Here is a 26,849-nt window from a genome sequence, read left to right on the forward strand (position 1 = left end):
ATAAAGATGTCTTAAAGTGCAAAAAAACCACACCAGAAATTGGAGTGGTTTGTATGTACAACAGTGTTTATGTTAAAACAACCGACCTCCACTTTCCTACGCTAGTATGAACTAGATCAGGTTCAAAGGGATAAAGGAATTCCTTATCTCAGCCAAATGGCACCCCTAGTGGACTTTCTATTAAGTTATAATGTTACTAAAACACAGATTTCCTATTCTGTCAATTTGTTATCCTGTGCAAATCATAATAATATGATTGTCAGGATCCTTCACCGTAAAAAAAGCAAAATCATCAAACTCTACAATATCCGAATCAATTTGAAATCCTGTGTTTTCTACAAATTCATAGGAAGTATTTATATCAGCTGTATGGAAATTAAATAATGGATACGGGGATGGAATGATTGTTTTTACCTCGCCCTTTAGCCCAGCGTCCACCGTTAACCCTGTATGGTCGTTAATTTTCAAATTGTAAACCGGATCGGACACCTCAGTCCCCGTATAACCTTGCCCCAGCAGTTTCGTATACCATTCTACCGATTTCGCCAAATCAGTAACATGGACAAATATCGTATTAATCTGATTTTTAATTGGACTATCCATTTTGATTCCTCCCAGTTCTTTGACCATTTTATAATTTGTTAACCGAGTGCCTGCGATTAGTTTTAATTGTTTCTGGTGAACAAAGTAACCTTTGGAAAGGAAAAAAGGTTTTGCTGTAATACTTGCCTCAGTGGTTATACAATTGAAGTTTTGTCGTTTCGCATCCGCTTCTAATTGGGTAACAAGCATTGATCCAATACCTTCCGCTTGATGGTTTTTATGAACGTACAACAAGTCGACCAAACCCTCATCCGTCATATTGCCAAACCCCACAATTTTATCATTGATTAACGCAATATATGTGAGGCTGGTGTCAAGACGGTTCACCCATTCATCAACAGTGTGCCTGTTATTCGCCCATTCCTCGACCTGCTCTTTGGAATAATCTTTTGTATTTACAGTAAGAATCGTTTCCCTGAATAATGTGATGACCTCATTAATCCTATTGCTTTCAAACCTTTTTAATTCCAAGACTATCCTACCCTTTTTGTGGCAATGCCATAAATTTTTAATTGGGCCCGGTATGGTTAGCATCGGTCCGGACCTTTGAGATATCTATCGGCCGTTCTCAAGATCTCCTCTACCTGAGCCTAGGTTATTTTTATGAATGTGTACGGCATATCAATTGTACACGCCTTGAAAGCTGTACGGAATGGAGGATTCCAGTAAAACCCGCAGTCCATTTTCGTGGTATGGCAGTAATTCGGACGCGCTGTCCAGGTCAATCCACTTTACCTCCGAGATGCCAACTTGATCATCTGTATCCTGTATAGCAAGTTCCCCGCCAACGACAGTAGCCATAAAGGTAATAAACAAAGCATGGTGATCATCCTTCTCCATAAAAGCTTCGTTGACAGAAACAATTTCACCAACTTCAACCGTTAATCCCGTTTCTTCTTTTGCCTCCCGTACAGCTGCTGCGGCCAATGTTTCACCTTCTTCAACGCCTCCACCGGGCAGAGACCAGTTATTGTTTTTGTTGTTTTTGACCACTAATACCTTGCTTTTGATCTCGTCATAAATTAATGAATACGCGACATCCACTCGTTTCATCAGCAATTCTCCCTTATTTATTTTCTATCCAAAACCGCCGTTTCACATTATCATTCTCTTCGGTAAAACTTGTATCCTCAACCCCGCCATTATTCAGAATAACTTTTGCTGAACCTATATTTTCTTCGTCACAAGTGACTAGAACACGATCCATATTCAATTCCTTACATTTCTTTAAAGCTTCCGCTAAAATACGGGTTGCGTAACCCTTTTTCCGTTCAGTCGGACGGACGCCGTATCCAATGTGGCCACCAACATTCAGTAAAAACTCATTTAAATCATGGCGGATATCAACCATTGCTAAAATACGATTTTCCTCGTTGACCAAAAAATAATTAGAGCTTGGCAGCCAATGACCATTTCCTTTTTCCCGAGTTGCTAGAGCTGTTAAATAATCTTGATACCCATTATGTTCAGCTAAACTAAAGCTGCTTGGCACCATTCTGGATGGTCCCCATTCCGCTACATAGTCCTGATGTTCCTTCTCCCATTCAAGCGTTGGTCTTACCAACCTCATTTTTATCGTCTCCCTTATTCAACCGGCTTGATTATTCTTGCAGGATTGCCCGCTACCACAACATTATCCGGTATATCTTTTGTAACAATCGATCCCGATGCAACAACAACATTATCCCCTATCGTTACACCTGGATTTATAACGGATCTCCCGCCAATCCATACATTGTCGCCAATTGTAACGGGCTTTCCATATTCGATGCCACTTACTCTTTCCACGGGGTCAATTGGATGTGTAGCCGTGTATATATGTACACCAGGTGCAATGGCACAGTTCTTTCCAATCTTCACTTTGCATGCATCCAGAATGACACAATCAAAGTTGGCATAAAAGTTTTCACCAACATGGATGTTATAGCCGTAATCACAACGAAAGTTTGGTTCAATAAATATACTGTCTTCACACGAACCCAAAAGTTCCTTTAAAATTTCCGTTCGTTTTATATCCTCTGTTTCCAGCGATTGATTAAACTGTCGGGTTAACTTTCGCGCCTGGTTACGCCCCTCTATTAGTTCCGGTACAAATGGGTCATACATATCCCCGGCTACCATTTTTTGCTTTTCAGTTTTCATGATAAATATCTCCTTTGCACCTTTTGATACTTCAACTATCTATTTTCCTAGACCATTATATCGATAATAGTCTTGAACTTCATACGAGCGAAACCCACAGTCCTCATATAATTTTAAGGCATGCCTATTTTCAGCCGCAACCTCCAAAAGAATTATTCCGTCTGACTCTTGTTCAGCGAGGACCATTTGGATTAAGGCGTTCTTGCCATATCCTTTTCCTTGGAACTTCGGAAATACTGCAAAACCATAGATATAGCTTTCATTTTCATCTCGCATTAAGCCTATCTTGCCAATTGATTCACGATTCACCTCGATAATATAGAAAGTTTTCCTTTCATTCCCGTTATTGGTGCTATTAAACTCCCGTGCTCCTGCTTCATCAAACCCAAAGCACGCTACATCCAGTTGGATCCTGGTTTCCGTATCAACTGATGTTGCCCGCCTCAATTGAACGCGTTCTTTGGGTAAGTCTAGTTTAGTTGATTCCCATTTCATTTGATATTCCGAAAAGGAGTAGTCAGGTGCTTTGGTGTCTAACCACTTTTTTGCTGATTCAGATTTAGCCGGAGCATTTATTAATATTTTCGTAGCATTAGCCGGAATGACGGCGACTGCCTTATCAAATAACTCGGTAAAAACCCCTCGCCCCCGAAAACTAGGATGTACCATTCCACAGATTTCATATTCATTCCCAAATCCATAGATTGCTAAGAACCCTACCAGCACCTCATTTTCATAATGAAAATAGTCCAACTGTTTGTTTTCACTTCTTGCTTTCAACATCTCCCAATTTAGTTTAAGTTGAATCCCTTCTTCTTTTTCACATATATCCTGCAGTGTTTTAACAGCTGTTAATTGTTGTTTATCCAAATTATTTATGTCTCCTTAGATATCTTTTTCTAACTATATTAACTTCTACATAGATCCTGCCTATTCCTTTAATTCACTGGAAATAGTTTTGGACAAATCAGGGCAATGGATAAACTATTTTTTCTTTGTTAAAATCGTTTTTATAGTAAGAATTTAAGGAGAATGTGTAATGAAAATTGTTTCAATTGAACCGACTCCAAGTCCACATTCCATGAAAATAAACGTGGATGAACATTTACCAGATGGACAAACACGGAATTATAAGCTTAACGATGATTTAAGTAGTGCTCCAGACTATATCAAGGAGTTATTTGCAATAAAAGGTGTTAAAGGTCTCTATCATGTAATTGACTTTATCGCACTAGAACGTAATCCTAGGGATGCTTGGGAGGAAATTCTTCCAAAAGTGCGCCAAGTGTTAGGCTCTTCCGAAGATTCTCCCGAAAAGGAAACTACCGGATCACCGACACCTGATAAGCATTTTGGTGAAATTAAGGTGTTCATTCAGATGTTTCGTGGTATCCCTGTTCAGGTAAAACTACAGGATGGTGACGATGAACAACGATTCGGACTTCCTGAGCGGTTTATGGAAGCAACTATGAAAGCATCAGAGACATCCGACAATATGTTAATGGAACGAAAGTGGGCGGAACAAAGCCCGCGTTATGGGGAGGCAAAGGATATCGGCCAAGATGTTGTCGAAGAGTTATCAGCAAGCTATGACCAGGAAAGATTAAATGAACTGGTCAAAAGGGCTCTTTCCGATGATAAAACAGAAGCAAATCAATCAACGGTCACACGAAAAAAGGTGACACTTGATATGCTGGATAATCCCAGTTGGAAAGAACGTTACGCTGCATTAGACCGAATGGATCTCAGCGTAGACGATCTACTTGTTTTAGATAAGGCACTAGATGATGAAAAAGCATCGATTCGCAGGCTTGCTACTGCATATCTTGGAATGATTGAACAACCAGAAGTGCTGCCTCTTCTCTATAAAGCCTTAAAAGATAAAGCAGTAAACGTACGCCGAACAGCCGGGGATTGTTTGTCAGACCTTGGCTTTACAGATGCAATCCCAGATATGACTGCTACACTATCTGATAAAAGCCGAATTGTCCGGTGGCGTGCGGCCATGTTTTTATACGAAATAGGTGACAAAACAGCTATTCCGGCATTGAAACAAGCGATGGATGACCCTGAATTTGAAGTACGCATGCAGGTGAAAATGGCACTTGCCCGTATTGAAGGCGGGGAAAAAGCCCAAGGGTCGATCTGGCATCAAATGACACAAGCAACCAAACAGAAATAACTAAGGGAGGCAAGCAACATGACAAATCAAACTATAATTGGAAATACGGACCTACTTGTAAATCCAATTGGACTTGGCACGAATGCGGTTGGCGGACATAATATTTATCCCAATCTGGATGAAGAAGCAGGAAAGGAATTAATCCGTACCGCCATCAATAATGGGATGAATTTTGTTGATACTGCTTTCGCCTATGGGCCAGGACGCTCTGAAGAATTGGTTGGCGAAGTAATCAACGAAACCGGAAAACGCAGTGAAGTTGTTCTTGCGACAAAAGGAGCACATAAATATGATGGGGATAATGTTGTCTTTGATAACTCACCAGCCTTTTTAAAGCAGGCAGTTGGGGATAGTCTGAAACGCTTAAAAACCGATTACATTGATTTATTTTATATTCATTTCCCGGATAAAAACACACCAAAAGATAAAGCAGTTGGTGCCTTAAAGGAATTAAAGGAAGAAGGGAAAATTAGAGCAATTGGTGTCTCCAATTTTTCACTTGAACAGTTGAAAGAAGCTAACAAAAATGGATATGTGGATGTTTATCAAGGCGAATATAACTTGTTAAAACGTGAAGCAGAAAAAGAACTATTCCCATATTTGGAAGAACATAATATCTCATTTGTTCCATACTTCCCTTTCGCATCGGGTATTCTGGCTGGAAAATATGATAAAAATACGAGGTTTAATGATTTTCGATCCAAAATGCCTCATTTACAAGGTAGAGAATTTGAACAAAACCTGGAAAAGGTAGATAAGATACGCACTATTGCTGAATCGAAGCAGACTGAGGTTGCCCATGTTGTATTAGCATGGTATTTGACACGAGGACCAATTGACGTGGTAATACCAGGTGCAAAACGTGCTGAACAGGTACTGAATAATGTCAAAGCATTGGACGTTAACCTGACGGATGATGAGATAAAGGAAATTGACAGGGTTTTTCGCTAGATTAGAAAAGGCGCCTATCAGAATAGGCGCCTTTTCTTCGTTTGCGGCGAAAAACCATGTGTTCACATTCACATGTATTGCTCCGTTTTTCGTCTTATGCAAATCAGCTCATCGCAAGCATTAATTATACCATATAAATCAGCTTCGAGGAATTTTATTTATAGATACAGGGACGATCTCAATTGGTGCATCTTTATAAGCGGCCACTAGTCCACATTCAATTATTTTTTGTTTAGATACAACCTTTTGTTTTATTTCGATCCAGGTAGGCTGTTCAAAAGGAAAGTCCGATAACATGACAGTTTGTTTATTCTGCCAATGAATGGCTGAATAATCACCGCCTAGGAAAGAAAATGTAGTAGGAATTGGTATCCCGCTTTTATAAAATTGATGTTCATCAACCTTTGCTGTACCTGGCTCATTTAAGCAGACATACAATGACAAGTTATCACAGAAATTTAACAAATCATAATGAAACTGAAACGATTCCGGATCAAATTCTTTTACCTTTTCCTTCAATTTCCTTTGGCGATTTTCCTCATGTTGGACAAATGCTTGTGACTCCTCATTTGAATCATTCGCCGCAAAGCGAGCATAATGATGGCTACACAAAATCCCTGCATAATTATCCATTTGCTCCACTTCATCAATTCCATTTTTATAAAAAATGAGCTTTGGCTTAGTTGGAAAGTACATAAAAGTATAGGGCAGCGAATTCTGGTCATTCATGAATGGCGTACAATCTACTGGTATCCAGCCTCTATCATGTTCATTAATAGCCAATTCAACTGAATTTCTTTTCTTACTTGAGTTGAAAAAAGAATTTTTCCAGTTAGCTGCAAAAACACCTGCAATTCGTGCATGATTATCCTGTGTAATCATCACAATATCATCCTGTCGTTCCCGTATTATCATATAATTCTTCCTTTCCGAACTGAGAAAAGCTCAGGGTGCCCCGTTTAGAAGAGAACGCATAAGCAAGGGCCGTAGAACGCATGGGTTTCGCGTTCGTAGTGTCCATTGCTTATGACGGCAGCTTCTGGGTGCTGGAGCTAGACAGATTTTGGTTTATACTTTCTGATCTTTTTAGAAAATCTTGGCTTGACGCCAAGAACTAATGGCGAAAGCCTTAGATTTTTTTATACTTTATACCGATAAAGATTTATACTTTCCTAAAGTGTAAAAAATACCTCTTTAGATTAGAATATCCAAAGAGGTATTTCCATGCAACTTATACAAATGCCGTTATCGGCCCGCAACCAATCCGTTTCCCCGAGTCGCCAGACGGCTGTGACCGGTAATCGTCGGGATTTTGATGAATCATGATTGACTTTCCTATTACATCCTCAACAGCAAATTTATTTGTAAAAAAGGACGTCTTAGCGTATCCATCATTTGAAAACAAAACCGGGAAATCGCCGGCATGATTACCGTGTGGTTGATTTGTTGGATTCCAATGTCCCCCCGCCTGCTGAAAGGGTTCTGGTTCATCACCACTTCCGCAATCTGCATGTTGATGAATATGAAAACCATGGGGACCGATAGGCGCTTGGTCACCATGCGCAGGTTCATAGTCAGGCAGTCCTGCCACTTCCACTGTTACATTCGTGCCATTTGGAACATCAGTAAAAACGACATATCCGTGTAAATTTGGTGCAAGCTCACTACCTTGAATCTCAGCATACGCCCTTGAAATCACTTGTCTGTATGGGTAATACATCTGATAGTATGGTGCATATTGTCTATCGTACGAATACATATGTGTAACCTCCTGAATTCTCATGTGTTACACATCATATGCCCATACATCATTTTTGTGATGGCACCTAGCTTTCCGTAACCCGTGGCTTAGCAGGATCACAACTCGGTGTTTCTAATCCCCTGGACTGTGCCAGCTTAATCAGATAATAGCATTCTTCTCTTGCCATATGATCTGCCATAAGCGCCGAAAATGTATCAAGAACGGAACCCTGGAGTTCCATTTCCTCCAATTCTCTAAGAAATTCTTTGAAAATCTTCATTTCTAACTCTGCCTGATAATTGAAACGTTCCAGAGCTGGGAATTCCTGGACATATGTTCTCAAAAATCCGGCCATTTCAATTGCCTTCAAATAGAAATGGTTAAACGTTTTTGTGAATTTGTGCGTTTTTTCCTTTAACATTTGCTCTGTACTGTCAAGCGTATCATTAATAGCCCCGGCATGACCCGCAGCATCTAGCAACCATAAGAGATGATGGTGTACCTCATGTGATATAGGAGGAACCTTCCCATCACATAAATATTCTAGGATTCGGATATACTCATCTACCTCATTCACCATGTGATTTAAAAAACTTGGTGTTAAATGAATTGTAATCTGGCCGATTAAATGCTCCTTAATCAGCTCCAGTTTAAACTTACGGATTTCATTAGCTTGCTGGTACGCATATTGGTTAAAATGCAATAATGCGTCACCGGATAAAGATGTCCGCGCCCGTTCCAGCAATTGATCAAAAACATTCTTCAATTTCTCAGCAGTATGAATATATTCCTTTTCATCAGGTGCTAAAGCTGAATAAATAAACCGTGCATGGTCACCTAAAATCTGCAACCAAAAACGATTTTCATATAGGCTAACTTCTTGATAGTCTGACATGTTGTCACCCCTCTACAAAATTCCCCTGTTATTCTATGACGGAAAAGTTGTAAATATGTTTAGGTTGGGTTAGAGTGGCAAAGCCTATAATCCAATCCGTTTAATTGCCTTCTCTTATGTTATGTAGGAAAATTGTAGAGGAAAGGGATGAATCCTCAATGATTTCGTTAAATATACTTGACTATTCTCCAATAGATGAAGGGGTTAATTCACGCGGGGCATTGTTGCAAACAACTGAACTAGCTAAACTTGCGGAAGATTTAGGTTATAAAAGATTTTGGGTCGCTGAGCACCATCAAGTGTTTTCGGTTGCAGGCAGCACTCCTGAAATGCTTATGATGCATTTAGCATCTTCCACAGACACCATTCGGATAGGTTCGGGCGGAGTTATGTTGCCACACTACAGTTCATTTAAAGTGGCTGAAAATTTTCGCATGCTGGAAGCCCTGCATCCAAACCGTATAGATTTAGGCATCGGAAGGTCACCAAGTTACCGCATAGTAAACAAGGCCCTAAATGAAGAAAAAGGAAAACGCCCTTCTTACGAGCAGCAGGTAACAGATTTGCAAAAATACTTTACAGATGACACGGGAGAAGACCATCGTTACAGTAGTTTGATTGCAACTCCAGTCATAAAAACAACGCCCGAAATGTGGGTATTGGGCACTGGTAGCGGTAGTGCACAAATTGCAGCGGACAATGGTACCGCTTATGCATACGCCCACTTTGCCAAGCCGTCTGACACTGGAGTCGAAATAATCGCTAATTACCGAAAGCATTTTCACCGCTCGGCATTACTGGAAAAACCAAATGTAATGTTAGCCGTCTTCGTGGTTGTCGCGGAAACAGCTGAAGAAGCAGAGGAAATTGCCAAGGCTTTTGATTTGTGGCTACTGTTTGTCGAGTCCTCTCATCAGCCTCCCTACTATCCTTCTATTCAAACTGCTAAAAATAGGGGTCTAAGTTCTGTTGAAAAAGAAAAGGTCGAAAAAAACCGAAAACGGATGATCGTCGGAAACCCACAACAAGTAAAAAAGGAAATTGAACGGTTATCTGATCTCTATCAAGCAGATGAAATTACAATTATACCGAATGTCCCAGGATTTCAAAATCGGCAGAGGGCTATACAATTTTTAGCAGAGGCCTTAGGATTAAAAAGCAACAAGTAAACTTCAGAAAAGAAGCAGCTTTATATAACTGCTTCTTCATCTATGCTTGTGCCAGCTGGATTAAGTTTCCACACGTATCATTAAAGACTGCAACCGTTACATGCCCCATTTCAGTTGGTTCCATATTGAATTCCACACCCAGGCCCTTCATTCTTTCATATTCTTTATGAATATCATCAACAGCAAATGAAGTAAACGGTATTTGCGCTTCAAATAATTCTTTTTGATACGTTTCAGCTGCTGGAAAAGCCATTGGTTCAAGTAATAGCTCAATTTCACCCGATCCTTCAGGCGAAACAACAGTAATCCATCTTCCTTCCCCTGCCGGCATATCCATCTTTTTGACAAACCCCAATACATCTGTGTAAAACGCCAGCGCTTTGTCCTGATCATCTACATATACACTAGTCATATAAATTTTCATGGTTATCATCCTTTCTATGATTATCCATCTATCCTATTCTATCAACTATTTGGCTGTCTATACAGCCATTGTGGTTATTCTGGTCCCATTTCTAAAAATAGTAAGTAAGCACTACCAATTACTTTTCCAAAGCAAAATGCTAGAGTTAACCTAATCAAATGAAATGAGGTGTTCTCTTTGAAAAAGATCAAACTGGGTAACAGTGAATTAGAGGTATCTAACATTGGCTTAGGTTGCATGCGGATGAGTTCGCTCTCAAAAAGTGATGCAGGACGCGTTATTCACAATGCGATAGAAAACGGAATTAATTTTTTTGATCATGCGGATATTTACGGTGATGGTGAATCAGAAAGAACTTTTTCAGAGGCACTAGAAATGATGCCCTCTATTAGGGAAAATATGATCTTGCAGACAAAATGCGGGATTCGTAAAGGCTCCTTCGACTTTTCTAAAGAACATATTTTGGAATCCGTTGATGGGAGTCTCAAGCGTTTAAAAACTGATTATATTGACAGTCTGCTGCTTCACCGACCGGATGCGTTGGTAGAACCTGAAGAAGTTGCCGAAGCATTCACAACGTTGAAAGAAAGTGGTAAGGTACGGCATTTTGGTGTGAGTAACCATAACCCAATGCAAATCGAACTATTGAAAAAATACCTCGGGCAGGATCTGATCGTGAATCAACTCCAATTCAGTATTATGCACAGTGGCATGGTTGATGCAGGCCTTAACGTAAATATGAAAAATGATCCAGCAATAGTCAGAGATAACAGCATTCTAGATTACAGCCGGCTGAATGACATGACTATACAGGCATGGTCACCCTTCCAATACGGGATGATAGAAGGTGTCTTTGTTGGAAATGAAAAATTCCCGGAAATAAATGCGAAACTGCAAGAAATGGCCGATAGAAAAGGAGTAACAGACTCTGCAATTGCTGTGGCCTGGATTTTACGTCATCCAGCCACAATCCAACCTATCGTTGGAACAATGAACCCGAACGTTTAACCGGAATTGCCATGGCTTCTGATATAGAACTGTCTAGAAAGGAATGGTATGAAATATATCTCACAGCAGGAAATGAACTGCCTTAAAGTGAAATAAAACAATTGACTTTTTAGCAACTAAATGGTTAACTATTAGTAGAATTTCAAAGGGGAGTAGCTTTAACAGTATTGTCGTCATTACAGAGTGAAAATGGTCACTCTCGGCATTACTGGCAACTTACGGTGTTGTTAGCAAGACCTTTGCCAATGTGGTAAAGGTCTTGTATTTTTTTAGGGGCCTTTACCATACTAAATTGGTGAAAGCCTCTATTTTTGTATTTTGGAAGGAGAAATTTAGTTGGAATCAATTTGGCTGGAGTATGGATGGACACTATTGATCCTTATTGGTCTCGAAGGGTTATTATCGGCTGACAATGCACTCGTTCTTGCAGTAATAGCGAAACACCTACCAGAGGAACAGAAGAAAAAGGCGATAAATTACGGTATAATCGGTGCATTCATTTTCAGATTTGGTGCATTGTTCGCGATATCTTTCTTGGTTAATGTGTGGCAGGTGCAGGCAATCGGCGCCGCTTACCTGATTTATATCGGTTTAAAGCATATAATTTCGGAACATTTCGGGTCGAAAAAAGATGATAAAGAAGACACAGAGGAAGAATCGAAAGGCAAAGGTTTTTGGGCGACAGTAGCTAAAATTGGCGTCGCAGACCTGGCATTTGCGATTGACTCGATTCTTGCCGCTGTTGCGCTTGCCTTAGCCCTCCCGGATTCGCCGCTCCCTCAGTTTGGAGGAATGGATGGCGGTAAGTTTATCATTGTTGTTATTGCGGGAATAGCAGGTCTAGTCTTAATTAAATTTGCCGCAACCTGGTTTGTTAAGCTTCTTGAAACTCGGCCGGGTATTGAAACAGCTGCTTATCTCATTGTGGCATGGGTCGGAGTAAAACTAGCAATTATTACACTAGCTCATGATAAGGTTGGGGTATTGCCTCATGACTTCCCACATAGCACTGGATGGACGATATTCTTCTGGGGCATACTTCTGGCCATCGCAATCGGTGGTTGGTTTCTTTCAGGGAAGAGCGCCAAGAAAGATGAAGAAGAGCTTTAAAAAATGAAAGTTATATAGCCCAAAAAATCCTAACAACTTTGTTAGGATTTTTTATTAGATTTTTAATACATTCTACACATTCCATGTGATCCAGGGTAAGTATACCTGAAGCCAAATTGCTCGTAAAGTTTATTTGCTGGATCATCAGCTATCAAACTTACATAAGAACCGGGATAGGTGTGTTGGTCAAGGTAGCTCATTATTTCCTTCATAATCACCTTGCCAAGTCCTTTGCCCTGATAACTTGGTTTAACAACTATATCCACCACCTGAAAGAAAGCCCCGCCGTCGCCAATTACACGGCCCATTCCTATTAACCTGCTTTCCTGATAAAGACAAACAGCAAACAAAGAATTTTTCAACCCAATTGTTGCGACTTCGAGTGACTTTCCGCTCATGCCACCTTCCAATCGCAAATTGTTATATTCTCCTGGATTTGGCGGTTCATAAATAATATTGAAATCATCATTCATTTTTCTGATCACCTCACAGTTAGTATAAACGTAAATCTAATATATTGTATATTATCAATGTAAATCTATTTATAGTATAATGAAAATAGTTACCGACAATATACTGGAAAGGTGAGTTTCATGCCAATACCTTCTAATCATTCAAAACCAATCCGCCAATCAGCAAAGGAAAGTGCATTCAGTCAGCTTCAACAGTGGATTATAGATGGCACACTGCATCCCGGCGAGAAACTAAATGACACCGAACTGGCACAGGCTTTAGGTGTCAGCAGAACTCCAGTCCGCGAATCATTACAGCTTCTTGAAGTACAAGGCTTTACAAAAATGTATCCCGGAAAAGCGACCCAGGTGACAGATGTGAAGGGGGAATCGATAAAGGACCTCCTGCCACCTTTAGCTGCGTTACAAGCATTATCTGCAGAGCTGGCTATTTCGCACCTTACAGTAGAAATCATTGTGTTGCTCGAAGACACAAACAAGAAATTTGCCGAGGCAATACAATCAAAAAGTTATTTTTCTGCGTTAAGACTGGATGAGGAATTTCATAAAATCATCGTTGATACAGCAGACAACCCCTATATTCACAATATGGTTGCATCACTTCAGGCCCATGTCAGAAGACTTTTTTTTCATAACTCGATTATTTTAACGGAAAAGTCTATAGAGGAACATAGCACTATTATTCGGCTTATGAAGGAAAATGATAGCAAGCAGGTCTCAGAAGTAATGAAAGATAACTGGCTTCGTGCAATTGATGAGTTTTCTTCTTTAAAAATGAATTAAAAAAAACGGTTTTCTCTTTTTAATGAGAAAACCGTTTATTTGTATGCATAAACTGTGGACTTCGGACCATTATTCCCGTTATGACGATGACTGCTAAGGCAGGCAGCAACCATCCAAGCCCCTGATTATATAATGGGAGTGACGTTTCATAGAAGGAAACGATTGGTACCATCCATCCAAAATAATCGAATCCAAGTGAATCACATAGCGCTTTTAAACCATCAATAATGCTGATTAGAAATGTAACAGCAATCGCTGATACATACACAATTCGTGCATGGTTATACAATGGCGATAAGAACGTTAGAATCATAAGCACGATTGCTAATGGATATAGAAACATTAAAACAGGAACCGAATATGCAATAATATTTGCTAAACCAAAATTAGCGATCACAAATGTCATCAGTGAAAAAAACAAGACAAATCGTTTGTAACTGATCTTAGGAAGCAGTGTGTGAAAATATTCCGCACATGCCGTTGTTAATCCAATACTTGTAGTCAAACATGCAAGCGTAAGAACAACGGCTAACATAACTGATCCCAATGTTCCAAAATAATACGATGCCCCACTGCTGAGCACTGGTCCGCCTGTCTGGAAAATCCCAAACATTTCTGTGCTTGTCGCTCCTAGGTAAGCAATTCCTACATAGATAACTCCAAGCAAGGCAATTGCTACTGCGCCTGATTTCGCAGTCGCCTTCAGTACACCACTTTTTGATGTGATACCCATTGATTGAATTGCTTTGATTACAATAATACCAAAGACAAGAGAAGCAAGTGCATCCATCGTGTTATAACCATTTAGGAAACCTTCTATAAAAGCTCCACTCTGATATGCTTCCTCGGGATGTTGAAAAGTTCCCATCGGGTTCGTAATGACCATAGATAAAAAGATAACTAGAAGGACAACAATTCCGGGTGCTAATATTTTTCCTACGTTGTCAACGAGTTTTGCCGGTTTTAAAGAAAATACAAGAGTAACGGCGAAAAATAGCAATGTAAAAATGAACAACCCACCCTGTTGAAAACCTTCACTTACAAAGGGGGCAATACCCACCTGATACGCTACAGTACCTGTCCGGGGTGTTGCAAAAAATGGCCCGATAGTCAGGTAGAGCAGCGAAGTGAAAAAGATCCCATAAACCGGGTGAATTCTGCTTGATAACTCCTGAAGATTCTGACTTCCTGAAAAGCTCATTGCCAAAATTCCTAATAAAGGCAGTCCAACTCCAGTAATCAGAAATCCTAGTATAGCCGGCCATAAATTTGCCCCCGCATGTTGACCAAGCTGTGCTGGAAAAATAAGATTCCCTGCACCAAAAAACAATGCAAACAACATGACTCCTATTACTGCGTATGATGAAAATGAGGGTTTGTCCTTCATATGAATCGCTCCTCTAAGATGTTAAATACTAGATTTTAACGGGTTTACACCCCTTCTATATGCAATATATCAATGATGCCTATCATACTACCTCACTCAGCAAAATGCAATATATTACACAAACTTTTTGATGGGGACAGTCCCCCATCGCGTTAACGCATTAGTGTAATGGGGGACTGTCCCCCTATGTTATGATGTAATAACATAGGGGGATTCAAACAATGAAACTAGTTTCTTGGAATGTTAATGGGATTCGGGCTTGTGTCAGAAAAGGCTTCTTAGATTACTTTCATGAGGTGGATGCAGATATTTTCTGTATTCAGGAAACAAAATTACAGGAAGGTCAACTGATACTAGATTTAGAAGGTTATGATCAATATTGGAATTATGCCATTCGAAAAGGATATTCTGGTACAGCAATCTTTACGAAGAAAAAACCATTATCGGTTACATATGGATTGGGGAAGAAACTGCCCATCCGGAAGGAAGAATTATTACGATGGAGTTTGAGGAATTCTATTTAGTAAATGTGTATACTCCAAATTCACAGAGAACACTGGCAAGGCTTGATGTTCGTTTAGAATGGGAGGATAACCTTTATAATTATTTAAAACAATTAGATGACGTGAAACCAGTTATTTTATGTGGGGATTTAAACGTTGCCCATCAGGAAATTGATTTGCGGAACTCAAAAACAAATCACGGAAATTCAGGATTCACAAAAGAGGAACGCGGCAAAATGACGAAACTGTTGGACTCTGGACTTGTCGATAGTCTACGGTACTTTTATCCCGACACGGAAGGGCTTTACACATGGTGGTCCTACATGAAAACAGTTCGGGAAAGGAATATCGGTTGGCGCATCGATTACTTTATCGTTTCTAACAGACTGGCAAGTCGATTACAAGACTCAAGAATTGATGCACAGGTACCTGGAAGTGATCATTGTCCAATCGTGTTGGAAATGGAGTAGGTTGTTGAGGAGACAGCCCGTGTTATTTACTTTGCCGGGGACTGTCCCCCTGTAACAACCGCATGCGATATGCGTTTTTCGCAGTCTCACCTAATCGATCTAGTAAATTATGATTAGCAAATGCACCAACAATGGCGCCAAACCCTGGGACTAGCTGGAGCATCTTGACCAGGTCAATATAATCCCGGTATTCTTGCTGGAAGACGCGCCAGTCCATATCCATGAGTTTCCTCTTTTCCGCATCCCAATTCTCGATGATACGGAGGGTTTCCCTGCGTTTTTCATCATTGGAAAAGGCCAGTTGAAAAACATGCAGAATGAATAGACGTTCTTCATAATCACTTGTGTTGAAGCCGTATATCGCGGCTGCTTCATACAAAAACTTTATCTTAATGGATAACAGCAATGGAAAATCAGCAAGCCCTAGAAAAATGCCACCTGCGCCAGTTCCCGCACCTTCCACTACTGCCGTTTTCCGATAAACAGTCAATTTTTTTTGGAAATGTTCATCCCGCTCATACAAATTCAATTCGGTTGATTGGCTCTTTTTCGTTATTAAATTTGAACCAAGTAAAGTAGCCTTCACCATATTTTTAATACTTTCTGTAATAACCTTATGGACTCTCTCCGGGATTTTCGCATTAATTTTAGTTTGTACGTTTTTTGACATCCGATTGAAAAGACTTGACTGCTTTAATACTCTCTTTCGCCATTCCCGCATTTCCGCATATACCTTTCGCTCATATTCCATCATTTACCTATCCTCCACATCCGGGGGACAGTCCCCCATCACACTAACACTTTACCGTATTGGGGGACTGACCCCCAAATAATATAAAATTATAATTTACACTGTTAGCATACAGCTAATTTCCACTTTTAGTATAGGCATAATTATATTATTGGCAGACTCCGCACGTATAAAGTGGACTTTTGTATATTTGTTACTTCTATCTATAGCAAGATATAATTGAAATAAAAGTTGGAAAGGAGTAACATTTATGGCTCGAAAAACTCGAATCTGGTTCCCCGGTGCCACATACCATATTACTGCCCGTGGTAACCGACGTGCTAGTATATTTCATGACACCCAGGATTACCAAACCTACATGAGTCTTATAGGTTCCTGCAAGAATGATCTTCCTTTTTCCATTCACGCTTATTGCCTTATGCCAAACCATATCCACCTTCTCCTCGAAACGGAAGAAAAACCACCCGGTACCATCATTAAATTCATCCATTCCCGTTATGCCGTGTACTTTAACAAGCGCTATGAACTGACTGGTCATGTTTTTCAGGATCGTTACCATGCGAAATTGGTTAACTCCAATGATTATTTCCTATGGGCGAGCAGATATATTCATTTAAACCCGGTAAAAGCAAAAATCACTTCTAAACCCGAACATTATTATTGGAGCAGTTATTCCAATTACATGGATGGATCCAAAGAAAATTCAGTGCTTGAGACTAAACGAATATTATCGTTATTTCCGGAACCAACTAAAAAAGAATATTGCACATATGTAGAAAAAATAGAAGATGATGGCGGGGACTGTCCCCCGCCGCTTTATCACTCTATCGTAACGGGGGACAGTCCCCACGAATAAGATGGTTAAAACTTAGTAAAGGAATGATGAAAATGCCCTTTCCGGTTTTACCTGTTTCCATTCAAACAATGATGATCAAACAACAGCAGGGTACTACTATTTATTCTCAAGTTTGACAGTTAAAACCACAAAAATGCTTTTGTAACAGGCATTCTTGTGGTTTTTTTAATGCTCAAAAGTGAGTACTATTTATGTTTTTTATTTGTTTTAAAATTTTTTTCATTTTTTGTATGGTAACTATTTCGGTATCCGTTCGGAATCCGAAAACGTTATGTAGCTTATCAGTTAAATCCGTTCTGGTATAGGTCGGGATATAACCTTCGTTTGTATATTCCAACACTCTCATATCTCGTAATGTTTGAATGATTTCGCAACATGTAGCTGATTCATCAATTCTATTTTCAATCAAGCGATAGGTCAATAATGAAAGAAAACATACTAGGAAGTGTGCCTTGATTCGTTCATCTTTTTGGAGGAATACAGGTCGTGTCCGCATTTCGTTTTTTAAAATCCGAAAGGATTCTTCTATCTCCCAGCGACGTTGATTGATTCTTACGATTTCCGCTGGAGAGTTTTCTAAATTTGTACAAACACCATAAAAACCATCATATACTGCTTCTTTATCAATCATCGCAGAGTTAATCGTATGACTGCTTTTCTGAGCAATTTCACCTTCATTTGTGACATGAGTGGACTGAATAAAACGATCTGGATTGTTTGCTCGCTTTTTTTCGATGCGAGAAGGATTGTCCACTTTTGTTTGTGCGCGTTCTATCTGTTTTTCCCGAATATTTGCTTGGTAGCGTTTATGTTTCGGTGAAAAAGTAACGATAAGTTTTTGCTCTAGTCCATTTTCATTCATCCATCGTTCTTTGTAATATATTTGCGTGTCTGTTTCAAGGTCAAGGTTATTCAGATTAATCGATTGTTTCTTTTTTTTGTCATTGGTTACCTGAGTAGAACCAACACAATGCCATCCGGAAGGATTCAAAGCCCAATCTTTCAAATGCTTTTTCAATTTCTTAATGGATTGTGTTGTTACGAAAGCACGATCGTTCATTGAATTGTATAGTCTATTTTCATGCGAAGACAATCCGGCATCTGTACAAACAACGAACTTGGATAGTTGAAAGTCCTTTAAAATCCTTTTTTCTAAAGGTTTTAATGTAGGTTGTTCATTTTGATTCCCCGGATTAATGACAAAGGCGAGTGGCAGCCCACTGCCATCCATGAAAAGTCCCATTTGCACGATGGGATTAGGTCGATTTTCCTTTGACATACCATATTGTTTCAAGCCAACGGCTTCCTCGGTTTCAAAGTAGTAATTCGTACAGTCGTAGTATAGGAGTTCCGTTTTACGCTCAACGATTGCTGTGCTATTTTTGTATACTGCCTTTTCAATGATATCAGACTCCTTAGCTAAGATATCTAGTGCACGATACATGTGTTGTTCTTCTATCGAATGGGACTCCAGTAAATCATCTGCTTTCTCTAAAGTACCCCTTTTTGACGTGGGATGTAGAATCCGCATATAAATTAACAGGGCTAGAGTCTTATCTAAATCATAAGAGAAATTGTGCCTATCCGTTATTTCTTTACAAATTTTATCCAATTTTAATTGATGATAGATAGACTTTAAAAAGAGGTAACCGATGTTATAAGATCGTTTATTTCCTTTGGATATATATTTGTTTGGATCCTGTTTGATGATAACTTTCTCCGAGTTCCTTTTCTTTTCTTCCGTTAATTTTTTTGCATATTCTCGAGCCCACTCCTCTGGATCAACACCGGGGTGTTTTTCACGAATTTCCTGTTCATTTCCCAATGCCTTGACAACCTTCGTTGTCGAGTTTCCATTGATATCTCTGACATTTTCAATAACCGAATATGAGACTGAATTCTTGGATACACTTTTTTTAATGCGCATAGAAATCCCTCACAACTTATAAGATACCTCTATTATATCATGGTACTAAATAGTACTCAATAATTTAACGGGAAATTTGACAAAAAAATAAAGCCATGAAAGGCTTTTTAGGCATTTTCTTAATATTTAAGTGTCAAACTCCCGAATATTGCACATATGTAGAAAAAATAGAAGATGATGGCGGGGACTGTCCCCCGCCGCTTTATCACTCTATCGTAACGGGGGACAGTCCCCACGAATAAGATGGTTAAAACTTAGTAAAGGAATGATGAAAATGCCCTTTCCGGTTTTACCTGTTTCCATTCAAACAATGATGATCAAACAACAGCAGGGTACTACTATTTATTATCCACAAGTAATTGGTTTGCAGAATGCCAATGTGCAACAATCCATCAATCAGTCAATCTACCAGTTGGTTCACTCATTAATACAATGGCAAAGTGAACAGCAAGGCACTGATTCGTTTACCGAAATGATTGGATCTTTTGAAATTAAAACAAATGAACGGAATATTCTCAGCCTGTCTTTGACTAATTACGCGTATGCGTATCATCATGCACATGGCTTAACACTGATGAAGTCTTTAACCTTTGATGTTCAAACAGGAATGCAATATCAGCTCAGTGATCTGTTTAAACCTGGGAGCAACTATGTAGAAGTTCTTTCAAAAATGGTTCAGACGCAAATCAATGAACGGGACTTACAATTGCTGAGTGACTTTTCCGGAATATCGCCTGATCAAGATTTCTATATTGCTGACAAAGCATTGGTTCTCTATTTCCAGCTTTACGAAATCACGCCATACTATATTGGATTTCCGATGTTCCCGATATCCGTTTTCGCCATCCAGGATATAATAAATGAGAACGGTCCCCTCGGACAAATGGCAGTGAATAATTAAATTTAAAAAAACCGGGCAAATGTCCGGTTTTTTATTTCCGGCAAGGAGGTAGACCTCCCGCTTTAGTACTCTAAAGCGATGGGGGACTGTCCCCAAGACTTACTGTTGGTTCAAGTATGGTGAGTGCATTGTTATTGGTGTCTAAGTTACCTATTGCGCCAATAGGAATTGCTGCCTTATATGTGCCATGTGCTGTTGTAACATTGGTCAACAGTGGTTTTCCGAGAGGCACGACAAATTCATTAATCAAGTTTTCATAGGATACCCCATAAGCCACGGGACATTCCGTACATTGACCCATTACAATTCCGATACAATCTTCAAATTTCCCAGCCAATTTTAGGGCGTTCAAGTACCTATAGACGGTATTAATTGGCTCATGGGTTTCTTCAAGAAGCAATATTTTACCTTTCGTATCAATTTCATAAGGAGTTCCGAGCGTATCTACAAAAGAGGTAAGATTGCCCCCAACAATTGGTCCGGTTACATTGCCTGGAACTCTGCTTATTTGAGGAATACCGGGGGGGTTATTAATTTTCCTTGGTGAGGCAAAAGTGGATGTCGCTGTAAAAAACTGATCATAGTTGTATGGAGGTGTATTCATGGAAAAATCAATTAACATCAAGCTCTGGAACGTAATTAAATTCGAATATTGAGCCAGGACATTTAATAATATGGTGATGTCACTGTATCCTGACAAAATTTTCGGGTGGCTCTGAATATATTGATAATCAAGGTATGGAAGAATGCCGGCAACACCAACGCCCCCTCTTGTAGGCAAAATCATTTTAACCCGATCATCAGCGAACATATTCATTAAATCTGAAGCGCGCTGTTCATCCGTACCGGCAAGGAAACCATTTGCAGCGTATACGTATTCTCCCATAACAATCTCAAATCCAAGACTCCGCAGTATTTCGATTCGGCTATTTATAATGCCAGCAGCTAACGGGCTCCCCAGGGTAACAATGCCAATCGTATCACCCGGCTGCAGGATGGGTGGTTTTATCGCCATCACATTCCCCTCCCAAATTCAAACTAAAGATTAGTTCTACAATATTCATTAACGACAGAATCTGTTACTTCCCCCATCACTTTCAGGTTTTGCGCTGCACCTTTTTGGACCATATCGGCAATCTTGAAGTATCAGCCAATCCCTCAGTTATCAGCTGGATTAATGAGAGCTAAAACTTGATGGTCCTCCCATTTTCCATTTATCTTCACATTTTTTCTTGCAATTCCTTCTCTATGAAAGCCGGCCTTTTCCAGGACCCGGATTGACCCAATATTATGGGGCATAACTCCCGCTTCAATTCGATGCAAGGCTAATTTCTCAAATGCATATTTAACAATTAGCTTTGTTGCTTCCGTTGTAAAGCCTTTTCCATTCTGACTTTCGTCCAAAAAATACCCAATAAAAGCGCTCTGCAATGACCCGCGTAAAACCTGAAACAGACTTATCGTACCGATTAAACGATTATCATCGTTTTTAAAAATACCAAAGTGATACGCACGATCCTGTTTGCTACCCTCTTGATACTGTTTTATGCTGTCCAGCTGGCCCTCGATTGTATAAAAATCGGGATCGCGAACCATGGAAAATTTCTCGAAAAAAGCACGGTTTTCTTTTTGCAGCGCAAGCAATGCCTCCGCGTCATCTCTATTAAAGCTCCTTACATAGATGTTGGTCCCTTTCATATCAAACATCCTTCCTAATTATCGTAGACTTTTTGCACCTCATATTTAAACCCCAGATACTGGTATCCCTGTTTTTTATACATTTCTTTAGGCGTATCTGCACCATCAGCAACTAGAATCACTGTTTTATCGGGGAATGCGTCCATAACAAATTTCTGCAACCTGCTACCTATTCCTTTTTTCTGGAAAGTTTCCAGGACATTTAACCCGTCAATTTCCACCTTATCACCCGAAACAATCAAGTCAACGGACCCTGCAGGATTACTTTGGTAATAGGCCATAACCTGAAGAAATTTGGGGTCTCGAAAGTTACGTTTATGCATATTAACTTTTTGATTAGCAAATTCCTCCCCAAATTCAAGATCCTGCTGGTATTGCAACTGAAGAAAAACATCAAAGTTCCCATCAGTTACAGCAACAATTTGGATATCTTGATGGTCATCAATCGATGGGAATTGACTAGGCTTTATGACATATAGCTCGTTGTATCCGAATTCATATGCTACATCATTAAAGTGGTTAATTAGTTCCTTCGTTGGTTTTTCATTCTCAGGCAAGTAGAACTTTACGTGCTGTTGACCGTTTTTTAAATGGAACTCCCTTAAATAATTTGCCGCTGTTTTAAATTTTTCCAGGGACGGCATCGTTTTAAAATCAATAAAATTGCTATCATATCGAATCAACATTTCCGGATAATGAATATGCTTATATTCATTATTTTCAAAAGCCACATAACCTGGTGTATAGATATCTCTAAACATTATCTTTTTCATAGTACTTCCTTCCCGGGGACAGTCCCCCGTCGCTTTAGCGAATTAGAGCGATGGGGGACTGTCCCCCAATAATTTCAAAAAACACACGCTCGATACGTTAAGTGTAATCGTTGGCGTGTGTTTTTGGTATTACTTTATTTCCAATTGTTCATTAGTTCTTCCGCTGTATTGTTTAATGTTTCTTTTGCATCTGCAGCGATGAATTTATTCATTGCTTTATTGTTCAAGTGCTTCAGGAATCCGTCCATTTTCTTCATCGCTTGCTTATCATGGCCTTTTTCTAATTGATGCTCCACCTGATTCAGTTTATTTGTAAGCTGAACAGCAAGTGGATGGTCAATTTTATCCGCTTCTATAAAATCAGCTACATCCTGCTTGAGAGATGCAAGTGTAACAGGTTCCGGCTCAGGTTCCTCTGTCCCGGATAGGTCAAGCCCATACTTGGCAAAACCTTCTGTTCCCACGCCAAGATAAGTGATATTCCCATCAGGCTGGATGAACTGCTGTGCATCAACAGATGACTGGAATGTCAGTTCAGGGTTACCGTCAACCGCTGCAAAAGACCAGTTGCCGTCTGCCGATGGATCAATCGTTCCATTGTCCTGAATATACTGAATCACTGCCTGTCTATTCTGTATTTGTGGAGAAAGAACAATTTGACTTCCATCTAAATTAGGGAAATTGCCGCCCCCACTTGCTCGGTAATTATTTGTAGCTACAAGAAACTCCTGATCATCCTGCACTGGCTCACCGTTGTATTGCAGGTTCACAATCCGCTGTGCATCAGGATTGATTAGCTCGCCATCGTTACTGTAACGGGATGGCGCGGTTACATCAACATTGTACGTAACTCCATCAATCACATCAAAGTTATAAGTTGGAAAGTCAAGATCAACCAAAGACTGCTGGCCAGAAGCGTTCGGGTCAATTTGGTTAAACTGCCCTGCAGACATTTCCAGCCATTCACGAATTTGTTCCCCTGATAGTTTTACAACTTTTAAGGTATTCGGATAAACGTATAGATCAGCCACGTTTTTAATCGCAATTGGGCCTTCTGGAATATACGTATAGTAATTTGCTCCGCCTCTGCCTCCAGCTTTAAACGGTGCGGCTGCAGACAAAACCGGTAATCCCTCATATTCTGTTCCTGCTACCGCCTGCTCTGTATACCACTTTTGTGCATTCGAAACGATTTGTACCGATGGATCATCTTTCACTAATGCAAAATAACTGTAAATTGGTGCAGTAGTTTCACCGACTTCGGAACGAATGTAATCGAGTGTTGCTTGATGGTCTTCCGCAACAGCGTCAAGAATTTCCTGATCCGGTTCCACTAATGCGTTTCCATTTTCATCATGAATTGCCCTTACATCGGCGCTGGAATCGATAATGTTCCAACCTTCACCGTCTTTTTCAAGTTTCAAATCAATGATTCCTAAGTGGTCCCCCCAGAAACCTGCTTCGACAGATGGAACACCATTGATGGTTCCCTTCTCCAAATCAACACCAGGGATTCCGGCAAATGTTTCGCTTGGAAAAACTTCATGAGCATGACCGAACATGATAGCATCGATGCCTTCTACCTCTGTAAGATTATAGGTAGCGTTTTCCTCACGTTCCTGTAGTTCTACTGACCCAAGTCCAGAATGCGGTACCGCTACAATTATATCAGCACCTTCTTCTTTCATGATTGGTACATACTTCTTGGCAGTTTCATAAATGCCTTTTGTTTTGACTTTACCGTCAAGATTAGCTTTATCCCATTGCATGATTTGCGGCGGAACAAAACCAATTACACCAACATCAACCGTTTGAGTATTGCCATTCGTATCCTCTACCTGTTTGTGCAGAATTTTATATGGTTCAAAAAAGTTCTCATCATTAGTAGGATCATTATCCCCATCATCATAATATACATTAGCATTGATGTATGGGAAGTTTGCATCGTCTGTCGCTTCTTTTAAATAATCGATGCCATAGTTGAATTCATGATTCCCGATATTTCCTGTGTCATAGTTCAATAGATTCATAGCCTTATAGACTGGATGAACTTCTCCTTCTTCCAGTCCATTCTTAGCAACATAGTCGCCAAGCGGGTTCCCTTGCAGCAAGTCACCATTGTCAAATAACATTGAGTTTGTAGCATCACTGCGAGCCTGCTTGATTAGTGTTGCCGTCATTGCCAACCCGAATTCATTGGTAGGCTTGTCCTGATAATAATTATAATTTACTAAATGTACATGAATATCTGTCGTTTCCATAAGTCTCATGTTGACTATGCTGCTGTCAGTTGTTTCCGCGTTAGTGGTGCTGCCGCTAAATGGGACAACCATAACCAACGCGACCAGGAGCATGAAAGAAATTTTACCAACTTTCCCTCTATTCATAGTGTAACCCCTTTCAAAGTTTTGTCACTTATTAGGTTACGGGATTACTAGATATTTTGGAATAGTCTTATTGACCAGGGTCAAATGTACCAGCTTAACTTCTGTACGATTCATTCCATTTAGGTTGGGTATAGTATAAGAAAGTAATATGGAAAAGGAGGTTATCAACATGTGGAGTGCTGTCTTATGGGGTGGTGTAGCTGGTTCAGCTTCCTTGTTGGGGGCATTAGCAGTTATTTTCTTTCCAATTAAAAAGAAGATTATTGGATATATTATGGCCCTTGGAACAGGAGCATTGATTGGGGCAACTACATATGAACTGCTCGGCGGAGCCGTTGAACAAGCTGGATTCAAGGAAGCAGCTATTGGTTTTCTGGGTGGTGCACTAATATTTACTATTTTCGATTATCTAATTTCAAAATATGGGGGACATAAACGGAAACAATCTGAAGGCAGTGGTGAACAAGGAGGTTCCGGACTGGCTATTTTTATAGGGACGGTCATGGACGCCATCCCTGAATCGGCGATGATTGGTGTCAGTCTAATTGGCGGGCATTCAATTGGCATGTCACTTGTGATTGCCATTTTCATCAGTAATTTCCCAGAGGGGTTGTCAAGTACGGTCGGTCTTGAAAAAGATGGGTACTCAAGAGTGAGGATTTTTACCATGTGGATCGTAGTTATTTTATTTTCAGCGTTAAGTTCGTTAGCAGGAATTGCCCTTCTGGGAGATGCATCTAACAGCGTGAAGGCCATTATTAGCGCATTTGCAGGTGGAGGAATCATAGCAATGGTTGCTTCAACAATGATGCCGGAAGCGTATAAAGAAGGTGGTCCAGCTGTCGGATTTATTACGGCCGTTGGAATCTTTATTACATTAATCCTGAGCCACATTTAATTATCATTTTCATGATATTGATTGGCAGCATTTGTCCAGTCTTCCAAAAATAAATTCCATAGATTGGGCCGGCGCCGAACCGCTAATGGGTGGTAAGCCACCATTGTCTGATATCCATGTACATCATGAACAGAGCCGCGTAATGATTTTACATCAACGTCAGAATCATGAAAAAAGGATTGTACTGCAACATTTCCAAGGCAAATAACCAACTCAGGTTGCTTAGCCTGAAGCTGATCCTTGAGATGAAGCATACAGACTGTGCGAGCCTGTTCTTTTTCATAAGCACGGGTTGGCTTTCTTTTTAAAATATAGGTGACATACAGGTCATCCATGTTTAAGCCAACATCATTAGCTACCTTTTGCAATGTCTGCCTAGTCCCACAGACAAATTGATTTCCTTCGCGATCTTCACGTAACCCGGGATTATCAAGGACAACCATGATGGGTGCTTCCGGATTCCCTTCGCCCCAAACCATCCTTGACCCATGCTCGTAAAGGCCACATTCTTTGCATGCCTTCCAATCATCAGGTGTAGGCTCTTCAGGCCATGAAACTGGACAAAAATCTGTCAAAACGATTACCTCCTTATTTTCCAGTTAATATGCCCACTTTAGACAAAATAATGAAGGGACCTACACCATAATCAAAAAGGCCACTGAAAAAGGTAAATGTAGTACAAAATAGATGGATCTATCACCGCATCTTGAATATACATCGCGCACCTTAGGGCGAGTGACGAGCCTCCTTGCCCCGGCAAGGGGTAGCCGACGTTGCCCGCAAAGGGCGGTTTTATTCGGACTTCATTAACGCCGTG

The 26,849-nt window shown here is 40.1% G+C and carries 26 protein-coding genes, 2 pseudogenes and 1 riboswitch; of the genes and pseudogenes, 10 read left to right on the plus strand and 18 right to left on the minus strand.

Annotation, left to right across the window (positions count from 1 at the left end):
- Nucleotides 1–76: 76 nt before the first annotated feature.
- Nucleotides 77–177: riboswitch (TPP riboswitch) on the minus strand.
- Nucleotides 178–228: 51 nt separating this feature from the next.
- The 5 genes from CFK37_RS04715 to CFK37_RS04735 form a co-directional block, all read right to left on the minus strand.
- Nucleotides 229–1,074: a GNAT family N-acetyltransferase gene (locus CFK37_RS04715; protein ID WP_172840458.1), complete on the minus strand. Its 846-nt coding sequence runs from the start codon at nucleotides 1,072–1,074 to the stop codon at nucleotides 229–231.
- Between the two features lie 150 nt (nucleotides 1,075–1,224).
- Nucleotides 1,225–1,656 carry an NUDIX domain-containing protein gene (locus CFK37_RS04720; protein ID WP_089060802.1) on the minus strand — a complete coding sequence of 144 codons (432 nt, stop codon included), beginning with the start codon at nucleotides 1,654–1,656 and terminating at the stop codon, nucleotides 1,225–1,227.
- Between the two features lie 13 nt (nucleotides 1,657–1,669).
- Nucleotides 1,670–2,173 carry a GNAT family N-acetyltransferase gene (locus CFK37_RS04725; protein ID WP_089060803.1) on the minus strand — a complete coding sequence of 168 codons (504 nt, stop codon included), beginning with the start codon at nucleotides 2,171–2,173 and terminating at the stop codon, nucleotides 1,670–1,672.
- Nucleotides 2,174–2,187: 14 nt separating this feature from the next.
- Nucleotides 2,188–2,745 carry a sugar O-acetyltransferase gene (locus CFK37_RS04730; protein WP_089060804.1) on the minus strand — a complete coding sequence of 186 codons (558 nt, stop codon included), beginning with the start codon at nucleotides 2,743–2,745 and terminating at the stop codon, nucleotides 2,188–2,190.
- 39 nt (nucleotides 2,746–2,784) lie between these two features.
- On the minus strand, nucleotides 2,785–3,615 hold the full coding sequence (locus CFK37_RS04735) for a GNAT family N-acetyltransferase (RefSeq protein ID WP_089060805.1): 831 nt from the start codon (nucleotides 3,613–3,615) through the stop codon (nucleotides 2,785–2,787).
- 169 nt (nucleotides 3,616–3,784) lie between these two features.
- Between CFK37_RS04735 and CFK37_RS04740 the strand changes: the two genes are divergently transcribed.
- Both CFK37_RS04740 and CFK37_RS04745 read left to right on the plus strand, forming a co-directional pair.
- A complete protein-coding gene (locus tag CFK37_RS04740; RefSeq protein ID WP_089060806.1) occupies nucleotides 3,785–4,927 on the plus strand; it encodes a conserved virulence factor C family protein in 1,143 nt (380 codons plus the stop codon).
- 18 nt (nucleotides 4,928–4,945) lie between these two features.
- On the plus strand, nucleotides 4,946–5,878 hold the full coding sequence (locus tag CFK37_RS04745; protein WP_089060807.1) for an aldo/keto reductase: 933 nt from the start codon (nucleotides 4,946–4,948) through the stop codon (nucleotides 5,876–5,878).
- Nucleotides 5,879–6,016: 138 nt separating this feature from the next.
- Here the strand turns inward: CFK37_RS04745 and CFK37_RS04750 are convergent, their stop codons facing one another.
- From CFK37_RS04750 to CFK37_RS04760, 3 genes are all read right to left on the minus strand, one after another.
- On the minus strand, nucleotides 6,017–6,793 hold the full coding sequence (locus CFK37_RS04750) for a DUF3891 family protein (protein ID WP_089060808.1): 777 nt from the start codon (nucleotides 6,791–6,793) through the stop codon (nucleotides 6,017–6,019).
- Between the two features lie 316 nt (nucleotides 6,794–7,109).
- Complete coding sequence (locus CFK37_RS04755) at nucleotides 7,110–7,637, minus strand: superoxide dismutase family protein (RefSeq protein ID WP_089060809.1); 528 nt, start codon at nucleotides 7,635–7,637, stop codon at nucleotides 7,110–7,112.
- A gap of 67 nt (nucleotides 7,638–7,704) precedes the next feature.
- Nucleotides 7,705–8,514: a DUF2935 domain-containing protein gene (locus CFK37_RS04760; RefSeq protein ID WP_089060810.1), complete on the minus strand. Its 810-nt coding sequence runs from the start codon at nucleotides 8,512–8,514 to the stop codon at nucleotides 7,705–7,707.
- A 158-nt stretch (nucleotides 8,515–8,672) separates the two neighbouring features.
- Here CFK37_RS04760 and CFK37_RS04765 point away from each other — a divergent pair, with 158 nt between their 5' ends.
- Nucleotides 8,673–9,683, plus strand: coding sequence for an LLM class flavin-dependent oxidoreductase (locus CFK37_RS04765; RefSeq protein WP_089060811.1), 1,011 nt, complete (start codon nucleotides 8,673–8,675; stop codon nucleotides 9,681–9,683).
- Nucleotides 9,684–9,723: 40 nt separating this feature from the next.
- Here CFK37_RS04765 and CFK37_RS04770 read toward each other — a convergent pair whose 3' ends face one another.
- Nucleotides 9,724–10,107, minus strand: coding sequence for a VOC family protein (locus CFK37_RS04770; RefSeq protein WP_089060812.1), 384 nt, complete (start codon nucleotides 10,105–10,107; stop codon nucleotides 9,724–9,726).
- Between the two features lie 177 nt (nucleotides 10,108–10,284).
- On the opposite strand from CFK37_RS04770, the pseudogene CFK37_RS04775 reads away from it, so the two are divergent.
- Together CFK37_RS04775 and CFK37_RS04780 are read left to right on the plus strand one after the other, a co-directional pair.
- Nucleotides 10,285–11,201, plus strand: a pseudogene (locus CFK37_RS04775) (aldo/keto reductase).
- Between the two features lie 250 nt (nucleotides 11,202–11,451).
- Nucleotides 11,452–12,225 (plus strand): TerC family protein, encoded by a 774-nt coding sequence (locus CFK37_RS04780; RefSeq protein ID WP_089060813.1) that lies wholly within the window; start codon nucleotides 11,452–11,454, stop codon nucleotides 12,223–12,225.
- 62 nt (nucleotides 12,226–12,287) lie between these two features.
- On the opposite strand, the gene CFK37_RS04785 is transcribed toward CFK37_RS04780, so the two are convergent.
- Nucleotides 12,288–12,698 carry a GNAT family N-acetyltransferase gene (locus CFK37_RS04785; protein WP_089060814.1) on the minus strand — a complete coding sequence of 137 codons (411 nt, stop codon included), beginning with the start codon at nucleotides 12,696–12,698 and terminating at the stop codon, nucleotides 12,288–12,290.
- 120 nt (nucleotides 12,699–12,818) lie between these two features.
- Here CFK37_RS04785 and CFK37_RS04790 point away from each other — a divergent pair, with 120 nt between their 5' ends.
- On the plus strand, nucleotides 12,819–13,481 hold the full coding sequence (locus CFK37_RS04790; protein WP_089060815.1) for a GntR family transcriptional regulator: 663 nt from the start codon (nucleotides 12,819–12,821) through the stop codon (nucleotides 13,479–13,481).
- 19 nt (nucleotides 13,482–13,500) lie between these two features.
- On the opposite strand, the gene brnQ is transcribed toward CFK37_RS04790, so the two are convergent.
- On the minus strand, nucleotides 13,501–14,868 hold the full coding sequence (brnQ, locus tag CFK37_RS04795; protein ID WP_089060816.1) for a branched-chain amino acid transport system II carrier protein: 1,368 nt from the start codon (nucleotides 14,866–14,868) through the stop codon (nucleotides 13,501–13,503).
- Between the two features lie 221 nt (nucleotides 14,869–15,089).
- Between brnQ and CFK37_RS04800 the strand changes: the two are divergent.
- A pseudogene (locus CFK37_RS04800) lies at nucleotides 15,090–15,841 on the plus strand (exodeoxyribonuclease III).
- A 22-nt stretch (nucleotides 15,842–15,863) separates the two neighbouring features.
- On the opposite strand, the gene CFK37_RS04805 reads toward CFK37_RS04800, so the two are convergent.
- Nucleotides 15,864–16,595 (minus strand): EcsC family protein, encoded by a 732-nt coding sequence (locus tag CFK37_RS04805; protein ID WP_089060817.1) that lies wholly within the window; start codon nucleotides 16,593–16,595, stop codon nucleotides 15,864–15,866.
- A 247-nt stretch (nucleotides 16,596–16,842) separates the two neighbouring features.
- Between CFK37_RS04805 and CFK37_RS04810 the strand changes: the two genes are divergently transcribed.
- Nucleotides 16,843–17,448 (plus strand): REP-associated tyrosine transposase, encoded by a 606-nt coding sequence (locus tag CFK37_RS04810; protein ID WP_245837317.1) that lies wholly within the window; start codon nucleotides 16,843–16,845, stop codon nucleotides 17,446–17,448.
- 172 nt (nucleotides 17,449–17,620) lie between these two features.
- Here CFK37_RS04810 and CFK37_RS04815 read toward each other — a convergent pair whose 3' ends face one another.
- Nucleotides 17,621–19,375, minus strand: a complete 1,755-nt coding sequence (locus CFK37_RS04815; RefSeq protein ID WP_089060818.1) for an IS1634 family transposase — start codon at nucleotides 19,373–19,375, stop codon at nucleotides 17,621–17,623.
- Nucleotides 19,376–19,649: 274 nt separating this feature from the next.
- On the opposite strand from CFK37_RS04815, the gene CFK37_RS04820 reads away from it, so the two are divergent.
- Nucleotides 19,650–20,276, plus strand: a complete 627-nt coding sequence (locus CFK37_RS04820; RefSeq protein ID WP_245837318.1) for a DUF3298 and DUF4163 domain-containing protein — start codon at nucleotides 19,650–19,652, stop codon at nucleotides 20,274–20,276.
- 70 nt (nucleotides 20,277–20,346) lie between these two features.
- Here CFK37_RS04820 and CFK37_RS04825 read toward each other — a convergent pair whose 3' ends face one another.
- The 4 genes from CFK37_RS04825 to CFK37_RS04840 form a co-directional block, all read right to left on the minus strand.
- Nucleotides 20,347–21,291 (minus strand): S66 peptidase family protein, encoded by a 945-nt coding sequence (locus CFK37_RS04825; RefSeq protein ID WP_089060820.1) that lies wholly within the window; start codon nucleotides 21,289–21,291, stop codon nucleotides 20,347–20,349.
- 143 nt (nucleotides 21,292–21,434) lie between these two features.
- The gene (locus CFK37_RS04830; protein ID WP_089060821.1) at nucleotides 21,435–21,974 is read right to left on the minus strand and encodes a GNAT family N-acetyltransferase; all 540 of its coding nucleotides are present in this window, start codon (nucleotides 21,972–21,974) and stop codon (nucleotides 21,435–21,437) included.
- A gap of 14 nt (nucleotides 21,975–21,988) precedes the next feature.
- Nucleotides 21,989–22,747 carry a GNAT family N-acetyltransferase gene (locus tag CFK37_RS04835; protein WP_089060822.1) on the minus strand — a complete coding sequence of 253 codons (759 nt, stop codon included), beginning with the start codon at nucleotides 22,745–22,747 and terminating at the stop codon, nucleotides 21,989–21,991.
- Nucleotides 22,748–22,881: 134 nt separating this feature from the next.
- Nucleotides 22,882–25,134 carry a bifunctional 2',3'-cyclic-nucleotide 2'-phosphodiesterase/3'-nucleotidase gene (locus CFK37_RS04840; protein ID WP_089060823.1) on the minus strand — a complete coding sequence of 751 codons (2,253 nt, stop codon included), beginning with the start codon at nucleotides 25,132–25,134 and terminating at the stop codon, nucleotides 22,882–22,884.
- A 169-nt stretch (nucleotides 25,135–25,303) separates the two neighbouring features.
- Here CFK37_RS04840 and CFK37_RS04845 point away from each other — a divergent pair, with 169 nt between their 5' ends.
- On the plus strand, nucleotides 25,304–26,032 hold the full coding sequence (locus tag CFK37_RS04845) for a ZIP family metal transporter (protein WP_089060824.1): 729 nt from the start codon (nucleotides 25,304–25,306) through the stop codon (nucleotides 26,030–26,032).
- Here CFK37_RS04845 and CFK37_RS04850 read toward each other — a convergent pair.
- Nucleotides 26,029–26,607, minus strand: a complete 579-nt coding sequence (locus CFK37_RS04850) for a uracil-DNA glycosylase (RefSeq protein ID WP_089060825.1) — start codon at nucleotides 26,605–26,607, stop codon at nucleotides 26,029–26,031. The two genes, CFK37_RS04845 and CFK37_RS04850, sit on opposite strands and share 4 nt — an antisense overlap.
- Between the last annotated feature and the right edge of the window lie 242 nt (nucleotides 26,608–26,849).

The organism is Virgibacillus phasianinus (genome assembly GCF_002216775.1).
Taxonomy (GTDB): Bacteria; Bacillota; Bacilli; order Bacillales; family Amphibacillaceae; genus Virgibacillus_F; species Virgibacillus_F phasianinus.

What these genes read in the sequence shown, in the direction of transcription:
- CFK37_RS04720 (WP_089060802.1), bottom strand. Translation starts at nt 1,656, where the DNA reads ATGAAACGAGTGGATGTCGCGTATTCATTAATTTATGACGAGATCAAA.
- CFK37_RS04725 (WP_089060803.1), bottom strand. Translation starts at nt 2,173, where the DNA reads ATGAGGTTGGTAAGACCAACGCTTGAATGGGAGAAGGAACATCAGGAC.
- CFK37_RS04730 (WP_089060804.1), bottom strand. Translation starts at nt 2,745, where the DNA reads ATGAAAACTGAAAAGCAAAAAATGGTAGCCGGGGATATGTATGACCCA.
- CFK37_RS04740 (WP_089060806.1), top strand. Translation starts at nt 3,785, where the DNA reads ATGAAAATTGTTTCAATTGAACCGACTCCAAGTCCACATTCCATGAAA.
- CFK37_RS04745 (WP_089060807.1), top strand. Translation starts at nt 4,946, where the DNA reads ATGACAAATCAAACTATAATTGGAAATACGGACCTACTTGTAAATCCA.
- CFK37_RS04750 (WP_089060808.1), bottom strand. Translation starts at nt 6,793, where the DNA reads ATGATAATACGGGAACGACAGGATGATATTGTGATGATTACACAGGAT.
- CFK37_RS04755 (WP_089060809.1), bottom strand. Translation starts at nt 7,637, where the DNA reads ATGTATTCGTACGATAGACAATATGCACCATACTATCAGATGTATTAC.
- CFK37_RS04760 (WP_089060810.1), bottom strand. Translation starts at nt 8,514, where the DNA reads ATGTCAGACTATCAAGAAGTTAGCCTATATGAAAATCGTTTTTGGTTG.
- CFK37_RS04765 (WP_089060811.1), top strand. Translation starts at nt 8,673, where the DNA reads ATGATTTCGTTAAATATACTTGACTATTCTCCAATAGATGAAGGGGTT.
- CFK37_RS04770 (WP_089060812.1), bottom strand. Translation starts at nt 10,107, where the DNA reads ATGAAAATTTATATGACTAGTGTATATGTAGATGATCAGGACAAAGCG.
- CFK37_RS04785 (WP_089060814.1), bottom strand. Translation starts at nt 12,698, where the DNA reads ATGAATGATGATTTCAATATTATTTATGAACCGCCAAATCCAGGAGAA.
- CFK37_RS04790 (WP_089060815.1), top strand. Translation starts at nt 12,819, where the DNA reads ATGCCAATACCTTCTAATCATTCAAAACCAATCCGCCAATCAGCAAAG.
- brnQ (WP_089060816.1), bottom strand. Translation starts at nt 14,868, where the DNA reads ATGAAGGACAAACCCTCATTTTCATCATACGCAGTAATAGGAGTCATG.
- CFK37_RS04805 (WP_089060817.1), bottom strand. Translation starts at nt 16,595, where the DNA reads ATGATGGAATATGAGCGAAAGGTATATGCGGAAATGCGGGAATGGCGA.
- CFK37_RS04810 (WP_245837317.1), top strand. Translation starts at nt 16,843, where the DNA reads ATGGCTCGAAAAACTCGAATCTGGTTCCCCGGTGCCACATACCATATT.
- CFK37_RS04815 (WP_089060818.1), bottom strand. Translation starts at nt 19,375, where the DNA reads ATGCGCATTAAAAAAAGTGTATCCAAGAATTCAGTCTCATATTCGGTT.
- CFK37_RS04820 (WP_245837318.1), top strand. Translation starts at nt 19,650, where the DNA reads ATGCCCTTTCCGGTTTTACCTGTTTCCATTCAAACAATGATGATCAAA.
- CFK37_RS04825 (WP_089060820.1), bottom strand. Translation starts at nt 21,291, where the DNA reads ATGGCGATAAAACCACCCATCCTGCAGCCGGGTGATACGATTGGCATT.
- CFK37_RS04830 (WP_089060821.1), bottom strand. Translation starts at nt 21,974, where the DNA reads ATGAAAGGGACCAACATCTATGTAAGGAGCTTTAATAGAGATGACGCG.
- CFK37_RS04835 (WP_089060822.1), bottom strand. Translation starts at nt 22,747, where the DNA reads ATGAAAAAGATAATGTTTAGAGATATCTATACACCAGGTTATGTGGCT.
- CFK37_RS04840 (WP_089060823.1), bottom strand. Translation starts at nt 25,134, where the DNA reads ATGAATAGAGGGAAAGTTGGTAAAATTTCTTTCATGCTCCTGGTCGCG.
- CFK37_RS04845 (WP_089060824.1), top strand. Translation starts at nt 25,304, where the DNA reads ATGTGGAGTGCTGTCTTATGGGGTGGTGTAGCTGGTTCAGCTTCCTTG.